This is a genomic window from Rhodanobacter sp. C05 (genome assembly GCF_002001165.1).
Taxonomy (GTDB): Bacteria; Pseudomonadota; Gammaproteobacteria; order Xanthomonadales; family Rhodanobacteraceae; genus Rhodanobacter.
Genome location: NZ_MUNQ01000016.1, coordinates 1 through 21,989 on the forward strand (window position 1 = coordinate 1; position 21,989 = coordinate 21,989).

General features: G+C 58.6%; 23 protein-coding genes. 16 read left to right on the plus strand and 7 right to left on the minus strand.

The features are described from left to right. Positions 1-286: 286 nt before the first annotated feature. The 3 genes from B0E51_RS13285 to B0E51_RS13290 all read right to left on the minus strand — a co-directional run bounded on the left by B0E51_RS13285 (position 287) and on the right by B0E51_RS13290 (position 1,873). Complete coding sequence (locus B0E51_RS13285) at positions 287-1,114, minus strand: hypothetical protein (protein ID WP_143525922.1); 828 nt, start codon at positions 1,112-1,114, stop codon at positions 287-289. A 68-nt stretch (positions 1,115-1,182) separates the two neighbouring features. Next, positions 1,183-1,515 (minus strand): hypothetical protein, encoded by a 333-nt coding sequence (locus tag B0E51_RS19300; protein ID WP_143525923.1) that lies wholly within the window; start codon positions 1,513-1,515, stop codon positions 1,183-1,185. A 58-nt stretch (positions 1,516-1,573) separates the two neighbouring features. After that, positions 1,574-1,873, minus strand: a complete 300-nt coding sequence (locus tag B0E51_RS13290; protein ID WP_077445388.1) for a hypothetical protein — start codon at positions 1,871-1,873, stop codon at positions 1,574-1,576. 789 nt (positions 1,874-2,662) lie between these two features. Here B0E51_RS13290 and B0E51_RS13300 point away from each other — a divergent pair. After that, positions 2,663-3,880 (plus strand): site-specific integrase, encoded by a 1,218-nt coding sequence (locus tag B0E51_RS13300; RefSeq protein WP_077445392.1) that lies wholly within the window; start codon positions 2,663-2,665, stop codon positions 3,878-3,880. An 8-nt stretch (positions 3,881-3,888) separates the two neighbouring features. After that, a complete protein-coding gene (locus B0E51_RS13305; RefSeq protein WP_077445394.1) occupies positions 3,889-5,247 on the plus strand; it encodes a hypothetical protein in 1,359 nt (452 codons plus the stop codon). A gap of 61 nt (positions 5,248-5,308) precedes the next feature. On the opposite strand, the gene B0E51_RS19515 is transcribed toward B0E51_RS13305, so the two are convergent. Further along, positions 5,309-5,521 carry an AlpA family phage regulatory protein gene (locus tag B0E51_RS19515; protein WP_168172637.1) on the minus strand — a complete coding sequence of 71 codons (213 nt, stop codon included), beginning with the start codon at positions 5,519-5,521 and terminating at the stop codon, positions 5,309-5,311. A 628-nt stretch (positions 5,522-6,149) separates the two neighbouring features. Next, positions 6,150-6,884, minus strand: a complete 735-nt coding sequence (locus B0E51_RS13315) for a YoaK family protein (RefSeq protein WP_077439632.1) — start codon at positions 6,882-6,884, stop codon at positions 6,150-6,152. A gap of 227 nt (positions 6,885-7,111) precedes the next feature. Between B0E51_RS13315 and ccoN the strand changes: the two genes are divergently transcribed. From ccoN to B0E51_RS19885, 9 genes are all read left to right on the plus strand, one after another. Further along, complete coding sequence (ccoN, locus tag B0E51_RS13320; protein ID WP_077439631.1) at positions 7,112-8,578, plus strand: cytochrome-c oxidase, cbb3-type subunit I; 1,467 nt, start codon at positions 7,112-7,114, stop codon at positions 8,576-8,578. 10 nt (positions 8,579-8,588) lie between these two features. After that, the gene (ccoO, locus tag B0E51_RS13325; protein ID WP_077445398.1) at positions 8,589-9,242 is read left to right on the plus strand and encodes a cytochrome-c oxidase, cbb3-type subunit II; all 654 of its coding nucleotides are present in this window, start codon (positions 8,589-8,591) and stop codon (positions 9,240-9,242) included. After that, complete coding sequence (locus B0E51_RS13330) at positions 9,239-9,433, plus strand: cbb3-type cytochrome c oxidase subunit 3 (RefSeq protein ID WP_077439629.1); 195 nt, start codon at positions 9,239-9,241, stop codon at positions 9,431-9,433. The genes ccoO and B0E51_RS13330 overlap by 4 nt, the downstream gene beginning before the upstream one ends. Then, positions 9,430-10,335, plus strand: a complete 906-nt coding sequence (gene ccoP / locus B0E51_RS13335) for a cytochrome-c oxidase, cbb3-type subunit III (RefSeq protein ID WP_077439628.1) — start codon at positions 9,430-9,432, stop codon at positions 10,333-10,335. The genes B0E51_RS13330 and ccoP overlap by 4 nt, the downstream gene beginning before the upstream one ends. Then, positions 10,319-10,537 carry a hypothetical protein gene (locus tag B0E51_RS13340; protein WP_254424020.1) on the plus strand — a complete coding sequence of 73 codons (219 nt, stop codon included), beginning with the start codon at positions 10,319-10,321 and terminating at the stop codon, positions 10,535-10,537. The genes ccoP and B0E51_RS13340 overlap by 17 nt, the downstream gene beginning before the upstream one ends. Continuing rightward, positions 10,534-12,780 carry a cation-translocating P-type ATPase gene (locus tag B0E51_RS13345; RefSeq protein ID WP_077445400.1) on the plus strand — a complete coding sequence of 749 codons (2,247 nt, stop codon included), beginning with the start codon at positions 10,534-10,536 and terminating at the stop codon, positions 12,778-12,780. Before B0E51_RS13340 ends, B0E51_RS13345 begins: the two co-directional genes overlap by 4 nt. After that, positions 12,777-12,992 carry a cbb3-type cytochrome oxidase assembly protein CcoS gene (gene ccoS, locus B0E51_RS13350; RefSeq protein ID WP_077439626.1) on the plus strand — a complete coding sequence of 72 codons (216 nt, stop codon included), beginning with the start codon at positions 12,777-12,779 and terminating at the stop codon, positions 12,990-12,992. The genes B0E51_RS13345 and ccoS overlap by 4 nt, the downstream gene beginning before the upstream one ends. A gap of 67 nt (positions 12,993-13,059) precedes the next feature. Continuing rightward, a complete protein-coding gene (gene azu, locus B0E51_RS13355; RefSeq protein ID WP_077439625.1) occupies positions 13,060-13,506 on the plus strand; it encodes an azurin in 447 nt (148 codons plus the stop codon). Between the two features lie 290 nt (positions 13,507-13,796). Next, positions 13,797-14,012 (plus strand): hypothetical protein, encoded by a 216-nt coding sequence (locus B0E51_RS19885; RefSeq protein WP_343124668.1) that lies wholly within the window; start codon positions 13,797-13,799, stop codon positions 14,010-14,012. A gap of 264 nt (positions 14,013-14,276) precedes the next feature. On the opposite strand, the gene B0E51_RS13365 is transcribed toward B0E51_RS19885, so the two are convergent. Both B0E51_RS13365 and B0E51_RS13370 read right to left on the minus strand, forming a co-directional pair. Then, positions 14,277-14,888 carry a hypothetical protein gene (locus B0E51_RS13365; protein ID WP_254424521.1) on the minus strand — a complete coding sequence of 204 codons (612 nt, stop codon included), beginning with the start codon at positions 14,886-14,888 and terminating at the stop codon, positions 14,277-14,279. Continuing rightward, the gene (locus B0E51_RS13370; RefSeq protein WP_077439622.1) at positions 14,828-16,075 is read right to left on the minus strand and encodes an NnrS family protein; all 1,248 of its coding nucleotides are present in this window, start codon (positions 16,073-16,075) and stop codon (positions 14,828-14,830) included. The genes B0E51_RS13365 and B0E51_RS13370 overlap by 61 nt, the downstream gene beginning before the upstream one ends. A gap of 408 nt (positions 16,076-16,483) precedes the next feature. Here B0E51_RS13370 and hemN point away from each other — a divergent pair, with 408 nt between their 5' ends. The 5 genes from hemN to B0E51_RS13395 all read left to right on the plus strand — a co-directional run bounded on the left by hemN (position 16,484) and on the right by B0E51_RS13395 (position 21,985). After that, positions 16,484-17,881, plus strand: a complete 1,398-nt coding sequence (gene hemN, locus B0E51_RS13375) for an oxygen-independent coproporphyrinogen III oxidase (protein WP_077439621.1) — start codon at positions 16,484-16,486, stop codon at positions 17,879-17,881. 29 nt (positions 17,882-17,910) lie between these two features. Continuing rightward, the gene (locus B0E51_RS13380) at positions 17,911-18,672 is read left to right on the plus strand and encodes a helix-turn-helix domain-containing protein (RefSeq protein ID WP_077439620.1); all 762 of its coding nucleotides are present in this window, start codon (positions 17,911-17,913) and stop codon (positions 18,670-18,672) included. Positions 18,673-19,098: 426 nt separating this feature from the next. Further along, on the plus strand, positions 19,099-20,562 hold the full coding sequence (gene nirK, locus B0E51_RS13385; protein WP_077439619.1) for a copper-containing nitrite reductase: 1,464 nt from the start codon (positions 19,099-19,101) through the stop codon (positions 20,560-20,562). A 62-nt stretch (positions 20,563-20,624) separates the two neighbouring features. Beyond that, a complete protein-coding gene (locus B0E51_RS13390) occupies positions 20,625-21,398 on the plus strand; it encodes a formylglycine-generating enzyme family protein (RefSeq protein ID WP_254424018.1) in 774 nt (257 codons plus the stop codon). A 2-nt stretch (positions 21,399-21,400) separates the two neighbouring features. After that, on the plus strand, positions 21,401-21,985 hold the full coding sequence (locus B0E51_RS13395) for an SCO family protein (RefSeq protein WP_168170404.1): 585 nt from the start codon (positions 21,401-21,403) through the stop codon (positions 21,983-21,985). Positions 21,986-21,989: the final 4 nt, after the last annotated feature.

Consider the following 21,989-nt stretch of genomic DNA (forward strand, 5'->3'; position numbering starts at 1 on the left):
GCATGGTGTGGTCTCCTCTGGCCTCGTAACCCGTGGGGAATGACCGCATCATGCGCGCACTGTTTCTTCAGTCCGCACGCAAGGCGTTGATTGAGCGAAGAGATTCGTGGGGAAACCTCAGCCTCCGTCCCCTTAAATTGACTGTGTATGTTTTAGCAGCCGCGCATGATCTGCGTGAAACTGGACTGGCCCTCCGTAGTGGCAACTACTTTCGACTCAGTGAAAACGGAGCTCGATACGTTTCGGATCATCGGCTCCTTGGATGATCGATCTAGGCGTGAATTGATCAGAGAGTTTTTCGCACCGGAGAGCCAGGTGCATCTGGGACGGACCAGTTCAGGCTTATTTCGTGCTTCGCGAGATCCGCAATTAATAGACTCATATCGTGCTCGTAAACGTGTCTAAGGGGCGGCCCTTCTGGATTAGCGAGAGTATTAAGTGCATCCGATGCTAGAACGCAATCATGATCGGTTGTCGTATAAACGGACTTAAGAGCGGATAACGTTGCAATTATCTCATCTCTGCTTAGCGAACTATTTCCCTGGTTAAAAGTGTCCATGGATTGAGAGGCAATTGTATCCATTTCTTTGACGTCGCTAGTGCATTTGACTACTGCGGCGGCAGTCTTCGGGTCGCCTTTGCTAATTGTCTGGATCTCATCCAAGGTAATGGCGAAAGTTGGTATTACGAGCTTGTCGAAAGAGAGGTGTAGCTCCACGCTCGACATTGCCTTTTCCAAGTCTGACTTCGCAAGACCTTCGGCAAAAAGAAGACGCCGCTGCGTAAGCGATATCTCTGCCGCATTAAATTCAGGTAGGCGGTTACTCGCAATAACCTCATCCACTGCGTTTCGAGATGCGGTTTCTCTGGCATCAATTCGCTGAGAAAGCCGGTATGCCTGTTCACTTAAGTAGAATGACGAGAACGTCGCAAACATTATTGTCAATAAATTAAGCAGCGCTATTACTTTGGCGTTTGTATACTTCGTCCATTTTGAACGAACATCGCGCTTTTCGTATCTTGAAGGACGAGTGCCGACGAGCCGCCTTTTAGTTCGGAATACGTTTATAACACTTCCCCTATATTTAATAAGAGCGCGACCGGCAAAAGACATGACCCGTCGGGTGGAACCGATAACCGGGGGCACTCATTCTTTGCGAGAGTGCCGCCAGGGTGCAATGCCTACCCGGCGGTTTCGCCATGATCACCGAATGATCGGCGCTCAGGAGTCAGCCCTTCGGCCGCGCATCGGCCATCCCGATCGGCATCGGCAATGGCCGCGTCATCGTTGTCACGCTCTTCAACGCTCTCGCCTTCCGCAACGGGATCACCTGAATCGGTAGCCTCGTCGTAAACGTGCCACCGGCCGTGCACACGAAGTCCGTCCGGCCCGCGCGAGCCAAAAGAGAACGTGCTAATCCGAAATTTCCCTACCTTGAAACTGCCCATACGTGACCATTTATTCAGTTCAGTGCGCCGATGGTGCGCGCGATTCGCGAAGGCAACAAGTCGCATGCGCGGAGGCACTAAAAAGCCCGCAGAGCGGGCTCGATGCGGATATTGTGATGGAGGCTTATTTACCGAGATGCTGCAGGATCGGTCCGAGATACTGCTGAGCCATCCACCAAACGCCACCGAGGATGCCTAGCAGCACAATGACTACGCCGCCCATGATCCATGCCTTTGTAGCTACATGATTTAAGCGCTCTTTAATCGTCGCGACGTCGACACGAAGGTCGCTGCAATGCTGTTCGAGCTGGGCAATGCGTGCAAGCATGTCAGGATCATGAGGGCCGCTGCCTCCGGTGGCAAGGCCCTTGTCCTTGTAGGTGCCAAGAGTGGGCACGGAACTGAGGTGGTTGCGCTCATTCACGCTTGAGGCTATCCAAATAATTTTTGAACATGTCGACCTGGTGCATACGAAGATAGCCACACTGCGCACAGAACATCGCTAGGACTCGGACGGCGGTAGGTTCTAGTTGACCGCTTGGGGCCATCCACGGGACGCACGCCGTGCGGCCGGTGCCATCGGTCATTCCAAGCCAATTTGTGCAGTCGCAAATGGGGCAGGCATACCGATCTTCGCGCTCGGTCATGAACTGGGCAATCTGTTCTCCTGAAATGTCGAGCCCAGTAGCTGCCGTCCCGGCGGATGCGGGAGGATCACCTCGCACGCCCTCGGTCGAATCCTTGCGAGTTGTGTCTTCGCTCATCAGTCAGTCTCGAACTGGTTTGCAGTGTGGCGCACGTTGGCCACGTCGATATTCGGCAGCTCTAGGATGTCGTTCGAGTCCAGTGCTTTCATTTGTCACAGGCAGAAATGCTTGCATCGTTTGCTCATCGATCCCGGGCCGTTGATCTACTGCCGCAGGCTACCTAAATGCCAGGGCTTACGCATGTATGGGACAGAATCGTGTACAGAAACATGCATGCACAAAAATCCCATTAAATCAGGGGCTTAATTGCAAAACTGGCGGAGAGAGTGACCGCCTGCAAAGTCCGCAACGAGAGTCAAGGCACCCCAACGAAGTCTAAGACAAATGGCTATCTTAAGCCATTTAAGAGAGATATTCGCCCAACTAACCACAACGAGGCGCAACCAGATTCAAGCCATCATGGCATACTGACTGGCATACCCCAACTCAATCCGGAGCCCTCGACCATGGCACTGCTCACCGATACCAAAGCACGCAGTGTCAAACCTGAAGGCACCCCGCTTGCACACGGCGGAGTCACGGGGTTGGTGCTGCATCCCTCCCCGAGTCACAAAGGCCACGGCAAGTGGGTGCTCCGCTACGTCAGCCCCGTCTCCAAGAAACGGCGCAATGCTGGGCTCGGCAGTTACCCCGACATCAGCATCGCCGAAGCCGCCCAGCAGGCTCGCTTGATGCGCGAGCAGATCGCTCACGGGCAAGACCCATTGGAAATCAAGGCCAACGAAGCAACCAAACCCCGTATGCCGCTCCTGAAAGAGGCTGCCACGACGCTGCACGAAGAGCTGAAACCAGGCTGGAAGAACGCCAAGCATGCCCAGCAGTGGATTAACACCCTTACGGAGTATGCCTTTCCGCTGATCGGCACGATGCCCATCGACCAGATCCAGCCTCGGCACATTGCCGACGTCCTACGGCCCATCTGGTTGGACAAGGCTGAAACAGCCGGACGGGTGAAACAACGCCTGCACGCAGTGATGGCCTGGGGATGGGCGCACAGCTACTGTCAATCCAATCCCGTCGATGTCGTGGGGCACCTCTTGCCGCTTCAACCGGGTAAGACTGTCCGCACGCAGCATCAGCCTGCCATGCCCTGGCAGGACATTCCGTCGTTCGTGGCGAAGCAAATGCATCACCCTAATGACGTCACCATCGCAGCACTGCAGCTCTTGATACTTACAGCCGCTCGCTCCGGCGAGGTGCGCGGTGCTATGTGGTCGGAGTTTGATATGAAGGCGGCCATCTGGACGCTGCCCGCCGAGCGGATGAAGGCGAAACAGGCACACCGGATACCTCTCTGCAAACAGGCGCTACGGCTTCTTAAGAAGCAGCATGGGCAGCACAAAGTTCTGGTGTTCCCATCAATACGTGACCAGAAGGAGCTCTCGGATATGACCTTGACGGCCTTTCTCCGTCGCGTCAAAGCCTGCAGTGACGTTGCAAAGCGCACAGCAACTGCACACGGCTTCCGCTCCAGCTTTAGGGACTGGTGCAGCGAGAAAGGGTATGCCCGTGACCTGGCAGAGAGAGCCCTAGCTCATACGGTCCAGAACCAAGTGGAGGCGGCCTATCACCGGACGGACCTACTGGAGCAAAGGCGTCCGATGATGCAAGCTTGGGCTGACTTCGTTGCGCCAATGAAGGCACGGCAAGACCCCGCAACCTGAGAGCAGCCTTGAATATTCATGACGACGCCGAAGCGGTACCTACGCACTCACGCTCGCACGTCGTGCTGCTCGCCGACGTGCTTGACTTAGCGATAGATGCAAGCGCGCTGCGCCGCTTGATTCTCGAAGGCGCGAGCACTGAAGAGTACCGGCTGTATTGGCCCATCCCCTCCGATCGAATGGTTTTTTCCGGACCGTGGGACGGTGGGAATCCGGAGTACGCAAAAAAGTCCATGACCCCCGCAGATGGGTATATGCCGGCGGCTTGGACGCCTCGGCCAAACGTGAGGTTTGTTCGTCTTGCACCGAAGGTGGCTCAACAGTTCCTTGCGACTAAATCGTACATCCAAGATCCGATATTCGAATCAGATTTTAAGGATGGCCTGTTCATTCCCGACGACGTCAGCGTGTCGTCGGGGCTGTTCGCAGTCACAGCGTTTTCAGCACATTTACGTCTCTCACATCCGGCGTGCCTAGACCGAGTATCTGAACGGGGGGTGCCGTCGAGCTCTGTGGAAATCAGGTTTCACGAGATATACATCGACAAGAGTACCCGCGACCACATCCGAGGGCACCTCCAAGAGCAGCTGAGCGCCTCACCCGCCACACACGTGGCGACGGCCACCGAGGTCACGGAGGCAACATTAGCGATCACGGAACGAGCGGAAACAGTCTCCGTGGGTACAGACAAAACATCGGCAACTACGAACGCAGACCCCGGATTGAAATCCGTGGAAAGCGGCGACCCATATGAGCTGAAGGGGCGATCTGATGGCGTCTACGTGCTGTATAAGACGGCGGAAAGATGTGCGGGCAACCATGCATTCGGCAGCGCATCCAAAGCTCAGGATCGTCAGGACATCGCACTCGAAACTTTCAACCAGCTGCTCGACGAGATGGCGAAAGGAAGTGACAATGAGAAAGCGCGTCGGAGAAGTCTGCAGCAGCTCTTCACGTCGACACGGCTCAAATACGCGCTTTACCTCATCGACCCCGAGTTCGACCACAACCGTGGTCGATCCCTGGATCAGCGATGTGAATGGCCCCCTGCTGCTGGGAAGGACTTCCTTGCCCAACCAGATGAGCGGCGCCAAGTATTCGTAACGGACATGCTCGCCCTGATCGTAGGCGGGACCGAGCAATGGCTTAACTTCAGCGCAAATCTCCCGGCTGCCGGTGGCACCAAACAGGCGGCACTGCAACATTGGCTTGAAGACCACGGGCTAACTGGCTCGGACGAGCTCAAGACGGCCTTCGCCGTGATCGTTTGGGGCCGCGCCGGTGGCTCCATTCCCACTCCCCCGAAATTTGCAAAACCGTCGACATCTCGCGCCCGCGTTGAAGCGGAGCGCCGAGCGTCACGCTGACGCGTTTGATCAAGCCGCGTCGGAAGTTCATCTTAGTGATGCGTCACAGTCATCACCGGCGTTACGCATCGAGGTATGCCAGCAACTCATCGACGCGCCAGCCGATAGCACAGCGGCGCCCGGCACCAAGCGGTTTCGGCTTCGGAAATTTTGGATCGTACCAGCGGCCGCCTTCCTTCATGCGGTTGCGAATCGTGGAAGGTGAAAGCCCGACGATGCTGCAGGCCTCAGGCATCCGAGCGATCCTGGTGTTCCGTTCTTGCGAGAAGATCATAAAAGGGTCCAGTGCGATTCCAAAAGGTTGCGTATCCAGAGTCGATACCCTGCGCCTATGAATCGGTCGACGCCCAGTCCGAAACCACCCGAAACATTTGGACCACTCTGGTCCAAACACGTCCATGCTGGTAGAAAACCGCGCTACAGCGGGCTTTTTCGGGGTCCGAACAAATGTGGGCATTCGCATCAATTGCGCACCGCCGCGAACTACGTTCGGCATTCCCATCACACCGAATGGAATGCAATTGCACGTCGCCGAGCACGTGTTTCCGGGAACGGAGGATCGCTCTTTGACCACTGCCGGAGCAGTGAATCTGCTCAAAGAATTGCACCCTTACATCACTTTGTATGGTTTCCATCGACGTTCCGCGACTGGGCCGAAAGACCACGAAGCACCCGCGTGAAGTAATCGAAGCAGCGATGGCGCACCGGCTCAAAGACAAGTCAGAGGCTGCATATCAACGTGGCTACCTGCTGACTCGGCGCGCCAAGTTGATGAACGACTGGGAGCGGTATTGTCGTTCTACGGCATAGTCTTGCATGCCCCCGATCCGCTATTTGCAGCGGATCGTGGTTCTATCTCGTAAGCGTCGACATTGAGATCCCATGCACGCATGATCGTCGTATCAGGCTTGTGGCACCGACACGTCGCCCCGAAGCGCCTGCCAGATACCTAGTAGCGAGAGGGCCAGAAGAACCGACGCCGTGGCGAAGAGAAGACGTCCGCCGATCGCCTGATAGACCATTACACCGATGATCCCGCCCACCAGGAAGGAAAGCACCGTCTGTGCATGAAGCCGAAGCTTCAGCTGATAGGGCGCAGCATCCACCCCAAGCTCGCGGCCACGAGCGATGTCGAACAGCATGCTCAACTCGATGCCAATATCCGTCGACATACCGGAAACATGGGTTGTTCGCACACGCGCACCAGAAATCGTGGTGACGACCGCATTCTGCAGACCCATAAGAAAACTCAACCCCAGGATCAATGTAGGCCCACGGTTAGCCTGAGGAAGCCAGAGACAGGCACATCCAAGCAACGCCATCAAAACTGCCTCTGCGAGGATGCTGACAGCGTAGATACTACGAATGCGTCGACGCTTGCCCGCATTAATAAGCAAGGTCGACACCGCAGCGCCCAGCACGAAAGCCAAGACAATCGACAAATAGAACATGCCTAGCAACCACTCTCCCAGTGCGGCGTGATCGGAGAGCGCCGAAACGTTCCCAGTCATGTTGGCGGAGAAAAAACCTACTGCGTGAAAAGCAGCCGTGTTCAGCGCTCCGGCAATCGCGGCCAGGGTGCAGGCAAGGCGACGATCGACATCGCTGCTTCGCGCGTTTCCTTCCCTTACCAACATTGAGACTGCCCCGTTCAACGTGAGGTTGGTGCAATGGCATCACTGTAGACGGTCAACGAATCGCGTGCCATCTGAAGCGGTGCGGCGAACCCATTGAGCGTTGCCTAACACAATGATGAGGAATTGGTTCCGATCCTGCGTAACAGGGAGCCGAAGCGACTTGATCTAGATCAATAGTCGGCTGAACAGCGTTGTCAGAATACCTCCAACCATAGTTAGGGGGTGCCATGCCAAATACCGAGTACTACAACGACAAGGTCGTGCGCCAGTTTCTGCTCGGCGCCGCGGTATGGGGAATCATCGGCATGTCGGTAGGCGTCTACGCCGCCGCGGAGCTGATGTGGCCCGCGCTGAATTTTGATATCCCATGGCTGACCTTCAGTCGCATCCGTCCTGACCACACCTTCGGGGTGATCTTCGGCTTTGGCGGCTGCGCGTTGATGGGCACCTGCTATTACGTGGTGCAACGTACCGGTCAGGCGCGGCTGGCGCTGGGCCGGCTTGCCGAGTTCACATTCTGGGGTTGGCAACTGATTTGCGTGCTGGCCATGGTGTCGATGCCGCTGGGCGCGACCCGCGGCAAGGAATATGCCGAGCCCGAGTGGATCGTCGCCATTCTCATCGCCGTGGTATGGGTCAGCTTCGGCGTGGTGTTCTTCGCCAGCCTGACGCGCCGGCGCATCCGCCATATCTATGTCGCGAATTGGTACTACGGCGCCTTCATCATCGCGGTCGGCCTGTTGCATATCGTCAACGGTCTCGTGCTGCCGGTGTCGATGTGGAAGTCGTACCCGATCTATTCGGGCGTGGTCGATGCCATGGTGGAGTGGTGGTACGGCCATAACGCGGTAGCGTTTTTTCTCACGGCCGGCTTCCTCGGCATGATGTATTACTTCGTCCCGCGGCAGGCCCAGCAGCCGCTGTGGAGCTATCGCTTCTCGATCGTCAATTTCTGGGCGCTGATCTCGGTCTACATGTGGGCAGGCGCGCACCACCTTATGTACACCGCCCTGCCCGACTGGGTGCAGTCGGTGGGTATGGCATTTTCGCTGATCCTGTTGATGCCCAGCTGGGGCTCCGCAGCTAACGGGCTACTCACCTTCAACGGCTCGTGGTGGCGACTGAAGACCGACCCGGCCGCCAAGTTCATGGTGATGTCGCTGGTGTTCTACGCCGCGGCCACCTTCGAAGGTTCGATGATGGCGATCAAGACGGTGAATTCGTTGTCGCACTACACCGACTGGACAATCGCCCACGTACATTCGGGTGCGCTCGGCTGGGTCGCGATGATCACCATCGGCTCGCTTTACGCGATGGCGCCTCGTGCGCTAGGTCGACCCGCCATGCACTCGCATCGCGCGATGGAAGCGCATTTCTGGCTGCACATGATGGGTACGCTGATGTACATCTGCTCGATGTGGGCCGCCGGCATCACCGAAGGCATGATGTGGCGCGCCACCAACCCGGATGGGTCGCTCACTTATTCCTTCCTCGACAGTCTGATTGCGATCAAGCCGATGTATTTGATCCGCTGGGCCGGTGGCCTGCTGATCCTGTCTGGCATGGTGGTGATGGCCTGGAATCTGTGGCACACCGCAGCAGACGCCCGTGCCCGACTGATCAAACCGATTCCCGTGCCGATCCCGGAGCCGGTGCCCAATCAGGTACCGGCCCCCTTGCCGGCTGCCGGTTGAGGATCACGACATGGCATACAAGCATTTTGAAATCATCGAGAAAAACGTCGGCCTGCTTGGCATCCTGATCGCTATCATGGTCTCGCTCGGCGGCCTCGCTGAAATCACACCGCTGTTCATCGAGGCACATACGATCAAGGCGCCGTCCGGGGTCAAACCGTACGACCCGCTGCGCCTGGCTGGCAGGGACATCTACGTACGAGAGGGCTGTTATCTGTGCCATTCGCAGATGATCCGCGCGCTGCGTTTCGAGACGGAGCGCTACGGTCACTACTCCACCGCCGACGAATCGGTCTACGACCGTCCGTTCCTGTGGGGTTCCAAACGTATCGGACCGGATCTAGCTCGTGTCGGAGGCAAATACTCGGATGACTGGCAGCGCATGCACCTAATGAACCCCCGGCAGGTGGTGCCGCCATCAAACATGCCAGGTTTCCCCTGGCTGGCCGACAAGAAACTCGATGCGGCGGAGATCCAGGCCAGCATGCGCACGCTGCGCCGATTGGGCGATCCGTACAGCGACGCGGACATCGCCGGCGCGCCAGCGGCGGTGAACGGCAAGACCGAGATGGACGCGCTGATTACCTATCTGCAGGGCTTGGGTATTAAAAATGAGCCGACGAAGACAACCTCGGCGGAAGCCAGCGATGGAGGCCAACCATGAGTCCGGTATGGGGACAGATCGCGGGCGCTTTCATCCTGGCCATGATGATCACCTTCATTGGTATCTGGATCTGGGCTTGGCGCAAGCGCCACAAGAAAGTGTTTGACCAGATGGCCCAGTTGCCGATGCAGGAAGATACGGAAGAACAACCTGCCGACACGCAGGCAGGCACACGGGAGAGTCGTCCATGAGCACAGGCTGGTCGTTGTGGGTCATGTTCCTGGTGGTGTTCAACCTGGGCATTACATTGTTCCTGTTCCTGTGGGGACCGTGGGTAAAAATACCGACGTTGCCCGACGGCACCAGTGGCCACATCTGGGCACACGGTGCGCTGCGCGAGGGTGTGCGACGACTGCCGCGTTGGTGGTTGCTGATGTCGGCCAGCATGTTCATCGCCGGCTTCACGTATCTGGCGTTGTTCCCTGGCTTCGGCAACTTCAAGGGTTTACTGGGCTGGACCTCGCATGGCGAACTGGCGCGCAACGTGGCCAGCAACAATGTCGCGTTCGCCGAGGAGATGAAGCGCTTCGAGCTGTACCCAGTCGAGCAACTCGCTGGCGATCCAGCCGCCCAGCAGATGGGCAAGGAATTGTTCGGCGACGACTGCGCGGCCTGCCATGGGCGCACCGCCAAGGGCAATCAAAAACTTGGTGCGCCCGATCTCACTGACGCCGACTGGTTGTACGGCGGCGACGGTAAGTCGATCACCGCAAGCATCCACGATGGTCGTGCCGGTGTCATGCCGCCGTGGGCGAGTCTGGGCGAGGACAACGTGAAAAATCTCGCCCAATATGTGCTTAGTCTGTCCGGCTCACCGTACGATGCTGCCAAGGCGGCGGCCGGCAAGCCGCTGTTTGTCACCTGCGCCGCCTGTCACGGCCCGGATGGCAAGGGCAACCAGGCGCTTGGCGCACCCAATCTCACGGACCACATCTGGCTGCACGGTGGCAGCGTTGCCGATATCGAAGCCACCATCGGTGGCGGCAGGCAGGGCCATATGCCGGCGTGGAGCCGCCGCCTCAGTGACGACCAGATCCACGTGCTGGCCGCCTATGTCTACCACCTGTCGCACCGCGATGATGCCACGCCATGACGCCCGCGATTTATCCAGCGCATCGAGCTGGTATCGCCAGCCGGTGCTGTGGCTTGGTGTGGTGGTCTTCGCCGCATCGATGGCCGGGTGCGTATGGCTGATCGTGGTGAGCTCCCGTCACGCCGATATCCCGGTGGACACGTCGCACACCGTGTTCGGGGTGCCAAGCAGCAGCCATAGCAGCAACGGCCCTCCACCATGAGTACCCATGCGGCATGGGTCCAGCCGCAACTGGCTGCGCAGGTATTGCGTACACGCCGAGATGGTCATAGCGAGATCGCTCTGCGGGTCGAAGGACTGCACAACGCGCAGCAGGTATTGCGACTGGAGCAACTCATCCACGGGTTGCCCGGCGTGCAGCGGGTGGCCATCGACGCACCGGCCAAGCGCGTACGGGTAGTGTGGGACAGGCAGCACACATCACTGCCGGTTCTGCTCGAGGCGTTCACTGGCGCACGTTGCAGGGCGCAACCGCTGCGGCATGACAGCATCGACGACGCCCGTTCGCGCGAATCGCATGACGCATTGAAGCGCCTGCTGGTCGCCGGCATGTTCGCGATGCAGGTGATGACCTATGCGTTCGTGATCTACATCGGCGTCGTCGACTTCGTCGATTTCACTACCCGCGGCCTGTTCCGCTGGCTGAGTCTGTTGTCCACCGTGCCCGTGGTGTTCTATTCGGCCAAGCCGTTCTATGTCGGCGCACTGCGCGAACTGCGCCACCACCAGTTGGGCATCAACCTGTCGGTGACGCTCGCGGTGCTGCTGGTATTTCTCGCAAGCACGATCAACACCTTGCGCGGCAGCGGCGACATCTACTTCGATTCGGTCAGCATGTTTGTGTTTCTGCTGCTGGCCGCACGCTACGTGGAGTTGCGCGCGCGGCATCGCAGTGGTGCTCTTGGCGATGCGGTGATCGATGCCGCACCGCTGCTGGCGGAGCGTCGGCATGCAGACGGCAGCCTGGAAACGGTGGCCGCGATCGAGCTGGTTGCTGGCGATCACGTGCACATCGCCGAGGGCACCACGGTACCGGCAGACGGCGTGCTGGAGAGCGCCATGGCCGAGGTGGACGAGGCTTTGCTGTCGGGCGAATCGCTCCACGTGCAGCGTCAGCGCGGGGAGCGGCTGATTGCCGGCAGCATGCTGCTGGTCGGCCCTGCCGAGCTGCTCGTGGAACACACCGGCGAGGCGACAGCTGCCGCCCGATTGAGCGCGCTCAGCACGCGTACGCGCAAGGCGCGCATGGTGTCCGCGCCCGGGGGCGAACGCGAAGTCGGCCGTTTTATCGGCCGCGTACTGCTGCTGACCGCGTTGACGGCGCTGGGCTGGATGCTGGTGGACCCAGCGCGCGCGTTCGAAGCGGCGGTGGCGGTGCTGGTGGTCGCCTGTCCATGCTCGTTCGCACTGACTCGACCGGCCACGCTGACCCGCGCTCTCGGCGTGTTGGCTGGACACGGAGTGCTCGTCACCGACAGCAGCGCGCTGGCCACGCTGGCGCGGGTCGATTACGCGTTGTTCGACAAGACCGGCACGCTCAGCGTGCCGCAACTGGCAACCGCCGCGATCGAACCGCTCCGCGGCGATGATCCCGATGACGTGCTGCAGCTGGCCGCCGCACTGGCCCATGAAAGCTCGCATCCGCTGGCGCGTGCGCTGGCCAGCACCGCCCGCCAGCGTGGCCTGCCACAGCGGGCGCAGGCAGTTGAGGTCAGTGCCGGCGCAGGCATCAGCGGGGAAGTCGATGGTCGCCCACTGCGTTTGGGGCGCGCCGATTTCGCGCTGGCGCCGAGCGGACATATGGTATCGGCAAGCCTCTCAAATGCGCTGCTGCTGGCCGATCAGAACGGACCGATCGCTGCCTTCCATCTCGACGAACAGCCACGCAAAGATGCCCGCCGCACGCTCGACGCGCTGCGTGCCGACGGCATCGCGCTGGTAATCGCCAGTGGCGACAGTAAATCGCGCGTGGCCGCGCTTGCCGCTCGTCTGGACATCCACGACGCTTACGGCCGTCAGTCGCCCACCGACAAGCTGCAGCGGCTGCAGGCAGCCCGCCAGCGTGATCACGTCACCTTGGCCGTCGGTGACGGAAGCAACGACGCGCCGGTACTGGCGGGCGCGGACGTCTCCGCCGCGCTGGGTAGTGGAACCGAGTTGGCACAGGCGCATGCCGACCTGCTCTTGCTGGATGGAGGTCTGGACGGCCTCGTGCAAGCACGCTCGATCGCGCGCCAGGTAGCTCTCGTGGTTGCTCAGAGCCGGCGCTGGTCACTCGTCTACAACTTGTGTGCCGTGCCGTTCGCCGCGCTCGGCTTCGTGCCGCCGTGGCTCGCCGCCATCGGGATGTCGCTGAGCTCATTGGCAGTCGTGCTCAACGCATTGCGCGTGGGTCGCGACAGTGTCAGCGAACCCACGGCGAAGCAACGCGAGATGCGCGTATGAACATCCTGCTTGTACTGATCCCGGTAACCTTGCTGGTGGTGCTGATCGCGACAGTCATTTTCTTCTGGGCCGTCAATCACCAGCAGTTTGACGATCTGGACAGCCCGGGAGTTCTACCACTGCTTGAAGATTTGGCTCCGGGCGAAGCGCCTCCGGAAAGGGCCACGCAGGCAGAGGACTTTGCCGCTGGCACTGACCCAGATCAAGGCTGACTGCGCATGAGCACGCCAAAATGAAGCCACTCTTCTTCCCCACCATTCCTCATTGGAGCTTCTACTAATGCGAAAACTAATTGCGATCACCCTGCTCGGCCTGTTGTCCACCCCACTGCTGGCCACTGAGTGTGCAACCACTGTCGAAGCCAATGATGCTATGCAATACAATCAAAAAAGCATCACCGTGCCGAAGACCTGCAAGACCTTTACGGTGACCTTGAAACACACCGGTACGCTACCGAAGACTGCGATGGGCCATAACTGGGTGCTGGCCCACAATGCCGACGAGCCCGGCGTTATTGCCGACGGCATGCAGGCAGGTGCTGCCAGCAACTATGAGAAGCCGGGCGACGCCCGAATCATTGCGCATACCAAGCTGATCGGTGGTGGCGAATCCGACTCCGCGACCATCAGCGTAGCCAAGCTCAAGACTGGCGAACAATACGCATATTTCTGCACCTTCCCAGGCCACGCGACCCTGATGAAGGGCACGCTGAACCTGAGCCAATAAGTGGCGCCCACAGCACGTTTCCGGCTGGTACCGGATACGTGCTGTGGGCAAACGCCCCTACTTTCGTGTATTCCGACTCCTGATGCACCACGTTCCGCATGAACTCACCATTCCTTGACGAATTCGCGATCGCTACGCTAGTCGACCGCTTTTACGAAAGGGTGCGATGCGATCGGAAACTGGGCCCAGTATTCAATGCCGCAGTGCGTGACTGGGACGAGCACAAGCGCTTACTTGCCTCCTTCTGGTCATCAGTAGCATTACGCATCGGAAGCTGTCGCGGAAACCTGATGGCCGCACACCGACCGCACCCGATCCTCGCCGAGCATTTTGACCGCTGGCTTACCCTGTGGCGTGAAACCTGCGCCCAAGAGCTGGACGAAGCGAACGCCGTACTGATGCTGGAGTATGCCCAGCACATCGGCCGCAGCCTCAAGCTGTGGCTCGGCCTGCATGAGCGAGCACATAACTTTGTCGTGCCCGTAGTCGGCATCACCAGAGAGTAGCTCCCCAGCTCGGTCGAGGCACTCCGCGAGCCATGCTTCACCAATCACCCGGAGCCAGCTCCAGGGTCGGGTGTACCCGACACATGAGTGATTCAGCGCCTTCAGGTTTCACAGTCGTAGGGCTTGAACATCTCCCTAAATCGCTACCGACCTACTGAAACACCGGTGCCGTCGTACTCACTGCCTAAAACTGGCCGTCGATACTGATCGACTGATCATTGAATGCGACTGTAGAGATGATGCGCCTTATTAGAAGAAGGCCGTCTACAGATAGAACATGATCTTGGCCAAGAAAACGATGCCAATCATCAGGCCGAGTACCACGCGATGGGTATGCCGGAACCGGCACACGTTCATCCTGCCGCTCCGCATAGCCCGCATCGCATTAACAAACACGCCGAGTACGCCGAACGCCAGCAGCATCTTCAGCAGCAACAAGTTGCCGAAGCGCGTGCCAATACAGCTGATGCCAGCACAACGAATGTCGAACAACATGCCGCCACTGGCGAACAGCAGAATCACTACCAGCGGCATGAAGCGGCGTGCCCGCGCCATCACCGCCTGTTCGATACGCTGCATTATGGCCCCGTCGAAGTGTCGATGTAGGGACTCGATCACCAACACCTCGAACGCCACCGAACCGACAAACAGGATCGCGCAAGACAAATGTATCAACACTATCCATGGATACCAGACAGCCATCACTTTCTCCCAATACTGGGTGAACGAGTCTGCGCGTAGCCCATCCTGGACGCGCTGATATGGATCAAGCGAGAGCCTGTGTGAGTTGTTGGCAAGACGACGGCGGCGCCACCTTAACCCGGCTTGTTGTCCACCCGCGGGGTCAGGTAGATCCATGCCGAACGCAGCACCCATGGCAGAAAAGCCAGTAGCCAGCCGTACGCAGCGACCACCAGCCATAGGTACATATCGCCGCCCAATTCCGCGCGGATGCGCAGCAACACGACGATCTGCAGCAGTCCGAAGCACAGCCACGCTACCGCGCCCATCTGCAGCGGCCGACCGGAATGGCCTTGGGTCACCCGCGTCACCATTGCGACCAGCATCGAGCCGAAGTAACCAATCGCCAATGCATGCAGAGGTGCACGTCCGAGCAGCAGATGACCGCTGGCCGCGTAAATCACGTCCTGCAGCGCATACAGCACGAATGCCAACGGCAGCCAAGCGAATGCCAGATGCAACACAGCAAGCAGACCTGGCCGCATCGCCTTCCAAGGTTGCCACGCCAGCGCGTGCCAAGCGAACACCAGCGCCAGCGGAACATCAGTTAGCCACAGCCAGCCCAACGCATTGCGCCAATCCAACAGCGCATGTACTAGCAGCAACACCCACACAACCGGAAGGCTCCAGCGCGGACGGATCACCCTGTAGTCGGCTGCCACATTGCCGCTAAAGAACGGTAGCATTCGGTGCGTTACCGTAAAGAAAATGGGCAGGAGCAGACCAAATGTCCCCAGCCGGATCGCCAGCGTAGCGCACTCGAACGGACCGCCGAACAGAGAGACCAGGAACGCGAGAAGCCCTAGCGTGCCCAAACCCACCGCCAGAAGACACGAACGCGCATGGTTGTCGCGCTCACCCGACGCATGCAACACCGTCGCCAGTGTCCAGAAGCCGATCACGTAACCCGCCAGCATCACGATGAAGCCGAGCTTGAGCAGCCACGGCAAGTCGAGCAGCCCCACGTTCGCCAGCACATAACCGCCGAATACGCAGCCAGCGACCGGTACATACCGCCCGCGCGGCAACGCCGGTCGATTCAGCCAGCGCGGAAAAACTGTCAGTAAAAAGCCAAAGATGAATAGCGGAAACAAACCGTATTGGATCAGCATTGCATGCGCCCAGCCGGGGGCTATCGATGGCTGCGGCCAGCCACCCAGCCCGAAGCGCATCCAGGTTAGTTCCAGCGCCCACCAAAGCATACTGAGCAGCACTGCAACCGTGCCGGCCAGAAACAGCAGCCGATGCGGCGCCGACGCCAGCAGGGCTGGCAACTCCGCGAACATAGCGGGCTTGACTCTTGAAGATGGAGATTCAGCCATGACGGCGTCAACTCAAGTGAGAACGACCTGTCATGTTGACCGCCATTCGGGGCGACATTCTTGATCTGTGTCATATGGAGGCCGTACCGATTGATCGGCAATCATGGCTGCGGTTCGCGACCGGGTCGAAGGGCGTATGACTTCTTGCCTAGTTGCTCCAAGGAGGTGCACATCATCGGCCTCGTAAAGTGTGGATGGGATTCCCAACCTCATGTTTTGCCCTCTTAGGCTTAGACAGGATAGCTTGCGGAGCGATTGGCCTGACAAATAGCACGCGATGCTCTCCAACCGACGTAAAGCTGGATTTCCGATGGTGGTGCTCGCCTTGGATAGGAGCAACGCAGCATTTCGTCGCGGTTTTTGACCTGAATCAATGCACGAACTACTCGCGCTGCACAAACTAAGCACATGAGCCGAGCCATCACTGCACCTGAATTCGATCCGGCGACAATCGCCCGCTATGACACGGACGGACCGCGCTATACCAGCTATCCCACAGCACCGCAGTTCCGACGCGATTTCGTCGAAGCCACGCTACGCGAAGTGATCCGCGCGTCCAACGAAGAGCCAATCCCGCGTTCGTTGTCGCTCTACGTTCACGTACCCTTTTGCCTCAGTCCGTGCTTCTACTGTGGATGCAACCGCGTAATTACCCGCGATATCGGCAAGGCCGACCGCTACTTGGAACGGCTGTACCGCGAGATTGAACTTTTGGCACCACTGTTCGACCGTGATCGGCCAGTGCGTCAACTACATTTTGGTGGTGGCACGCCGAACTTTCTCGATCTACCGCGGATGGCCGAGCTGATGGAGTCGTTGGCCCAGCACTTCAGCTTCATACACGAGAGCCGGCGTGAGTACGGCATCGAGATTGATCCGCGCTTTGCCGATGGCAACTACATCCACGGCCTGGCGGAGCTTGGCTTCAACCGACTGTCGGTAGGCATCCAGGATTTCGATCCGGAGGTGCAGCAGGCTGTCAATCGTATTCAGAGTGTGGAGCAGACACGTGAGGTATTGCAGGCTGGGCGGGCCGCAGGCTTCGTGTCGGCCAGTGTAGACCTGATATACGGTCTGCCACGGCAAACGATGCAGGGATTTGACCATACACTCTCGGAAGTGATCGGATTGGAACCAGACCGTGTAGCCGTATACGGTTACGCGCATATGCCGCACCTGTTCAAGGCGCAACAGCAGATCGACACGGCCGAACTGCCCGATCCGGCGACGCGGCTAGCCTTATTTGGTCAAGCGCTGCAGCGGCTCTGTTCGGCCGGCTACGTCTACGTCGGCATGGATCACTTTGCACGCCCCGACGACGAGCTGGTACGCGCACAAAGGGCGGGCACACTGCAACGAAATTTTCAGGGTTACTCCACCCATGGCGACTGCGACATCGTAGGCTTGGGTGTGAGTGCGATCAGCCGTATTGGCAACAGCTACAGCCAGAATGCCCGGGATCTAACCGGCTACTACAGTGCCCTGGACAATGCCCGCCTGCCTATTGTTCGTGGGCTGCTGCTGGACGAGGACGATGAGATTCGTCGCGAAGCGATAAGTGAGCTGATGTGCCATGGTAAGCTGGACATGTATGCTTTTGGTGCGCGTCATCGTCTAATCTTCGGGGAATATTTCGCTACTGAACTGGCCCGGCTGCAATTGCTTGCCGATGACCAATTGGTGACCTTAGACTCACGTATCATCCGTGTAACGTCGCGTGGACAGCTGTTGTTGCGTAGTATCGCGATGTGCTTTGATGCGTATCTCGGCCGAGAGAGCACGGCACGCTACTCGCGTACCATATGAATGGCACGATCACCAAAGATGCTTCCCAGATGCGTTCCAGCGATCAGATAGGCCGCCTGCCCCAACCACCCAGTCCGATCGCTGATGATGGTGATGAAAACCATTTCTGTCGTACCTGTGCGTTTGCCAGCGTTTGTCTCGCAGTGGGCTATGGCAAGTCCGACCTAAGTGCACTGCATTGTCTGGTCGAGCACGTAGGACCGTTTCGAGCCGGTGAATATGTCTTCCACAACGGAGACCCATTTCGCGCAATCTTTGCGGTGCGTGCTGGCACAGTAAAGACCAGCATGGTTGATCGCGACGGGCGCGAACAGGTGCTTGGCTTCTACCTACCCGGCGAAGTAATCGGCCTAAACGCCATCTATCCGGATCATTTTCCGTGCGATGCAATCGTGCTGGAGAACGGACATTTCTGTCGCTTCTCATTCCCGGCCATGAGCGCGTTGGCCGCTCGTATCCCAGCCGTACAGCAACACCTTTTCCGCATGCTCAGCAAGGAGCTGGGTGCCGCCAGCCTACTCGCGGGTGACCATAGCGCCGACGAACGCATGGCAGCGTTTCTCGTGGATCTAGGTGAGCGTTATGCCACGCGAGGCTTTTCTGGCACTCACTTTCAACTAAGCATGTCACGCGGCGATATCGCCAACTATCTCCGTCTAGCCGCCGAGACAGTGAGCCGAGTTCTTAGTCGCTTCCGCAGCCTCGGGTTAATTGAAATCGAAGGGCGCGAACTGGTGCTAAACAATCCAGCCGAGCTGCGCAGGATAGGTCAGAGTCTGCTACCTAACTGAGCTAGGTGTCGCAGAGAGCGAGTCCAAATTCAGGTGACCGTGCGCCCGAACCAAGAGCCTGTCGCATTCGACAAACAGGCTATGGCATGGATGGCTCCCAAGCTTCATCCAGTCTTTCTCTGTTGAAGCAATTGGCCATGCAGGCGGCAATGCCGTCATCTGCAATTTTTCCCCAGCGCGCCAGCCTCTTTGATCCGCGCTTAAACCCAAAGCCCTGAGGCTAGTGGTGTCATAAATTGGCACTACTCTCGCACTGGAGCCACCTGGTTCCACATGTGAACGGCCATTTCGGCGATCGTTTTTCGAGCTAGCATTATGCGGCAGCTTGACGCAGAAAGCATTTGTCGCTTTCGAAACTGATCCAAATCAAGTAGGCAAAAAGATAGTGATTTAGGCTTAAGCCAGGACTCACAAAGGAGAGACCTTATGTCACGATTGCTGCCCTCTTTACTGGCTGCCGCTGGCCTGTTGGCGATCACTGCTTACATCGGTTCATCCGCTTACGCGGCACACTCCGCTGGATCGATCAATGGGTCCACAACAGTCACAGGGGATTTCGGACCTCCCCAAGGACCGCCCATCGAGGAGAAGCTGGTCGCTCCCCCGGGCGTACCGGCACCGATTCATCGTGATCATCCTGCACGCGTGATCGTTCGCCTTGAAACGCAAGAAGTGGTCAAGGAAATTGCCGATGGCGTGCGTTATAACTTCTGGACTTTCAACGGCACTACGCCAGGGCCGCTGATCCGCGTGCGGCAGGGCGATACCGTGGAGCTGCATCTGAAGAACGATCCCAATTCGCACATGGCGCACAACATCGACCTTCATGCCGTGATGGGACCAGGTGGTGGCGCAGCCTCCACCGTCACACCACCGGGACATGAGAGCGTATTTACTTTTAAAGCGCTGCGCTCCGGCACCTTCATCTATCACTGCGCGACAGCACCCGTACCGATGCACATCGCCAACGGCATGTATGGTGTGATCGAAGTCGAGCCACCAGAAGGTTTGCCCAAGGTTGATCACGAATATTACGTGACGCAAGGCGACTTCTATACCACTGGCACCTACCACGAACCCGGCTTGCAATCGTTTGACATGCAGAAAATGCTGTTGGAGCAACCGACCTACGTTTTGTTCAACGGTCGCGAAGGCTCCTTGACGGGCGCCAACGCGCTCACCTCAAACGTGGGCGATACGGTGCGCCTGTTTGTCGGCAACGGAGGCCCGAACTTAGTGTCTAGCTTCCATGTCATCGGCGGCATTTTCGACAATGCCAATGTCGAGGGCGGCACCTTGATCAACCATAACGTGCAGACCACCCTGGTTCCAGCGGGTGGCACCACTATGGTCGAACTAAGCACGCCGGTACCGGGGACCCTGCTGCTGGTCGACCACTCGATTGCTCGTGCCTTCATGCAGGGAGCACTGGGCGAAATCAAGGTGAGCGGGCCGCCACAACCGGCGATCTACAATAAAGTATCCAGCGGTCCGGTAAGCGGCGCGGCGGAACCCGTTGCCGTAGTCGCCGAAGTCTCCAATGCAAACTCGGCCATGGCCGATGGCAAGCGTGTGTTTACTCAGATCTGCTCCGCCTGCCATCAGGGCAACGCAATGGGTCTGCCTGGGGCTTTCCCGCCACTGGCGATGTCCGATTACCTCAATGCGGATCCAAAACGAGCGATCGGCATTGTGCTCAACGGCCTCAGTGGAAAGATAACCGTCAACAGCACCGGCTACGAGTCGGTAATGCCAGCCCAGGGTCCGAACCTCAACGATGAAGAGATCGCCAACGTATTGACCTATGTGTTGAACAACTTCAACAACAAGGGTGGAAGCATCAGTCCGGCCGAAGTCAAGGCCGTCCGTGCAGGCGGCAAACCAAACTGAGGTCGAGTCGATCGCACCACCGTGTCGATGCCATCGGCTGTCGTCCCAAGGAGGCTATATCCGTGTCAAACCGGCTCGCCGGATGCCTGTTGCTGCTGGCGATATCGCCAGCAGCAACAGCTGCAGACTATGTGGCCATTCCCGCTGGCCGGTTTGTAAGTGCCTTGGCCATAGACGGCAGCGCCTCGCGTATCGCGATTAAGCCATTCACGATGCGGGCCGAGCCGGTGACTAACGCCGAATATCTGACCTTCGTGAGCAAATATCCACAATGGCAGCGAGGCAGAGTGTCGCCCCTGTTTGCCGGACCGCAATACCTAGCAGCGTGGCAGGGGCCACTGATCCTAGGCGCCGCGGCACAACAACAACCGGTGACCAATGTCAGTTGGTTCGCCGCGCGAGCTTTCTGCGCCAACGAGCACGCGCGACTGCCTAGCTGGTACGAATGGGAATACGTGAGTGCCGCTGATGGCACCCATCGTGATGCCAGACAGGATCAGGCTCGCAACCAGACGTTGCTGTCGGCCATCCTGGCCAGTAACGGTGAGCGCCCTGGTGTGATCGGTCAGCATCACGCCAATTTCTATGGGTTACGTGATCTCAACCAACTGCTGTGGGAGTGGACCGGCGATTACGCCGCGATGTTTCCCAACGCCGATTCGCGGGTTGCTGGCGGCGGCGCCCTATTGGCACTATGCGGCGGCTCGGCGTTGGCCTTTGAAGACAAGAACCAATACGCGCTAATGATGCGTGTTGCCGCCCTGACTGCACTCAAACCCGCCGATGACGCACCGCGCGTTGGCTTCCGTTGTGTTCGTGACTTGCCTGGAAAATGACCATGCGCTTCCCTCTACATGTACTGCTGCTGATGGGGCTGGTGCTTGCTCCACCGCTGGCATTCGCTTCGCCCCCCGCTGCCACACCACTACCGAAAGACTCGATATATGGAATTCCCACCCTGATACTGCGAGATCAGCAAAACGATGTCTTCTCGTTTGCCTCACTACGTGGGGAGCCGCGTCTCGTTGGTATGTTCTACGGCTCGTGCAAAATGGCCTGTCCGCTCGAAATCGAAACATTGAAACGCATCGAGCATGCGATCGCGCAGAAAAGACCAATACCGGTGTTACTGGTGACGTTCGACCCCACGGTCGACGACGTTGCGATGCTTCGGCAAGTGGCGGACGAACATCATGTGCAAACGCCGCAGTTCCGACTGGCCCGCCCTGAAGAAGGTGATGAAGGCATGCTGGCAGGGGTATTGGGCATTGCCTACCGGCCGTTGCCAAGTGGTGGCTTCAGCCATAACGTGGTGGTGGCCCTGCTCGACGCGGAGGGCCGCGTAATTGCCACGACCGACGCCTCCGGAGCACCTGACCCAGCTTTCGTGAGAGCGATTGTCGACTTGGAAGCAAAACGCTAACGCC

Excerpts from the sequence above, each read along its gene's own strand:
- B0E51_RS13285 (WP_143525922.1), bottom strand. The coding sequence starts at position 1,114 with ATGTCTTTTGCCGGTCGCGCTCTTATTAAATATAGGGGAAGTGTTATA.
- B0E51_RS19300 (WP_143525923.1), bottom strand. The coding sequence starts at position 1,515 with ATGCGACTTGTTGCCTTCGCGAATCGCGCGCACCATCGGCGCACTGAA.
- B0E51_RS13300 (WP_077445392.1), top strand. The coding sequence starts at position 2,663 with ATGGCACTGCTCACCGATACCAAAGCACGCAGTGTCAAACCTGAAGGC.
- B0E51_RS19515 (WP_168172637.1), bottom strand. The coding sequence starts at position 5,521 with ATGATCTTCTCGCAAGAACGGAACACCAGGATCGCTCGGATGCCTGAG.
- B0E51_RS13315 (WP_077439632.1), bottom strand. The coding sequence starts at position 6,884 with ATGTTGGTAAGGGAAGGAAACGCGCGAAGCAGCGATGTCGATCGTCGC.
- ccoN (WP_077439631.1), top strand. The coding sequence starts at position 7,112 with ATGCCAAATACCGAGTACTACAACGACAAGGTCGTGCGCCAGTTTCTG.
- ccoO (WP_077445398.1), top strand. The coding sequence starts at position 8,589 with ATGGCATACAAGCATTTTGAAATCATCGAGAAAAACGTCGGCCTGCTT.
- B0E51_RS13330 (WP_077439629.1), top strand. The coding sequence starts at position 9,239 with ATGAGTCCGGTATGGGGACAGATCGCGGGCGCTTTCATCCTGGCCATG.
- ccoP (WP_077439628.1), top strand. The coding sequence starts at position 9,430 with ATGAGCACAGGCTGGTCGTTGTGGGTCATGTTCCTGGTGGTGTTCAAC.
- B0E51_RS13340 (WP_254424020.1), top strand. The coding sequence starts at position 10,319 with ATGATGCCACGCCATGACGCCCGCGATTTATCCAGCGCATCGAGCTGG.
- B0E51_RS13345 (WP_077445400.1), top strand. The coding sequence starts at position 10,534 with ATGAGTACCCATGCGGCATGGGTCCAGCCGCAACTGGCTGCGCAGGTA.
- ccoS (WP_077439626.1), top strand. The coding sequence starts at position 12,777 with ATGAACATCCTGCTTGTACTGATCCCGGTAACCTTGCTGGTGGTGCTG.
- azu (WP_077439625.1), top strand. The coding sequence starts at position 13,060 with ATGCGAAAACTAATTGCGATCACCCTGCTCGGCCTGTTGTCCACCCCA.
- B0E51_RS19885 (WP_343124668.1), top strand. The coding sequence starts at position 13,797 with ATGGCCGCACACCGACCGCACCCGATCCTCGCCGAGCATTTTGACCGC.
- B0E51_RS13365 (WP_254424521.1), bottom strand. The coding sequence starts at position 14,888 with ATGGGTGCTGCGTTCGGCATGGATCTACCTGACCCCGCGGGTGGACAA.
- B0E51_RS13370 (WP_077439622.1), bottom strand. The coding sequence starts at position 16,075 with ATGGCTGAATCTCCATCTTCAAGAGTCAAGCCCGCTATGTTCGCGGAG.
- hemN (WP_077439621.1), top strand. The coding sequence starts at position 16,484 with ATGAGCCGAGCCATCACTGCACCTGAATTCGATCCGGCGACAATCGCC.
- B0E51_RS13380 (WP_077439620.1), top strand. The coding sequence starts at position 17,911 with ATGCGTTCCAGCGATCAGATAGGCCGCCTGCCCCAACCACCCAGTCCG.
- nirK (WP_077439619.1), top strand. The coding sequence starts at position 19,099 with ATGTCACGATTGCTGCCCTCTTTACTGGCTGCCGCTGGCCTGTTGGCG.
- B0E51_RS13395 (WP_168170404.1), top strand. The coding sequence starts at position 21,401 with ATGCGCTTCCCTCTACATGTACTGCTGCTGATGGGGCTGGTGCTTGCT.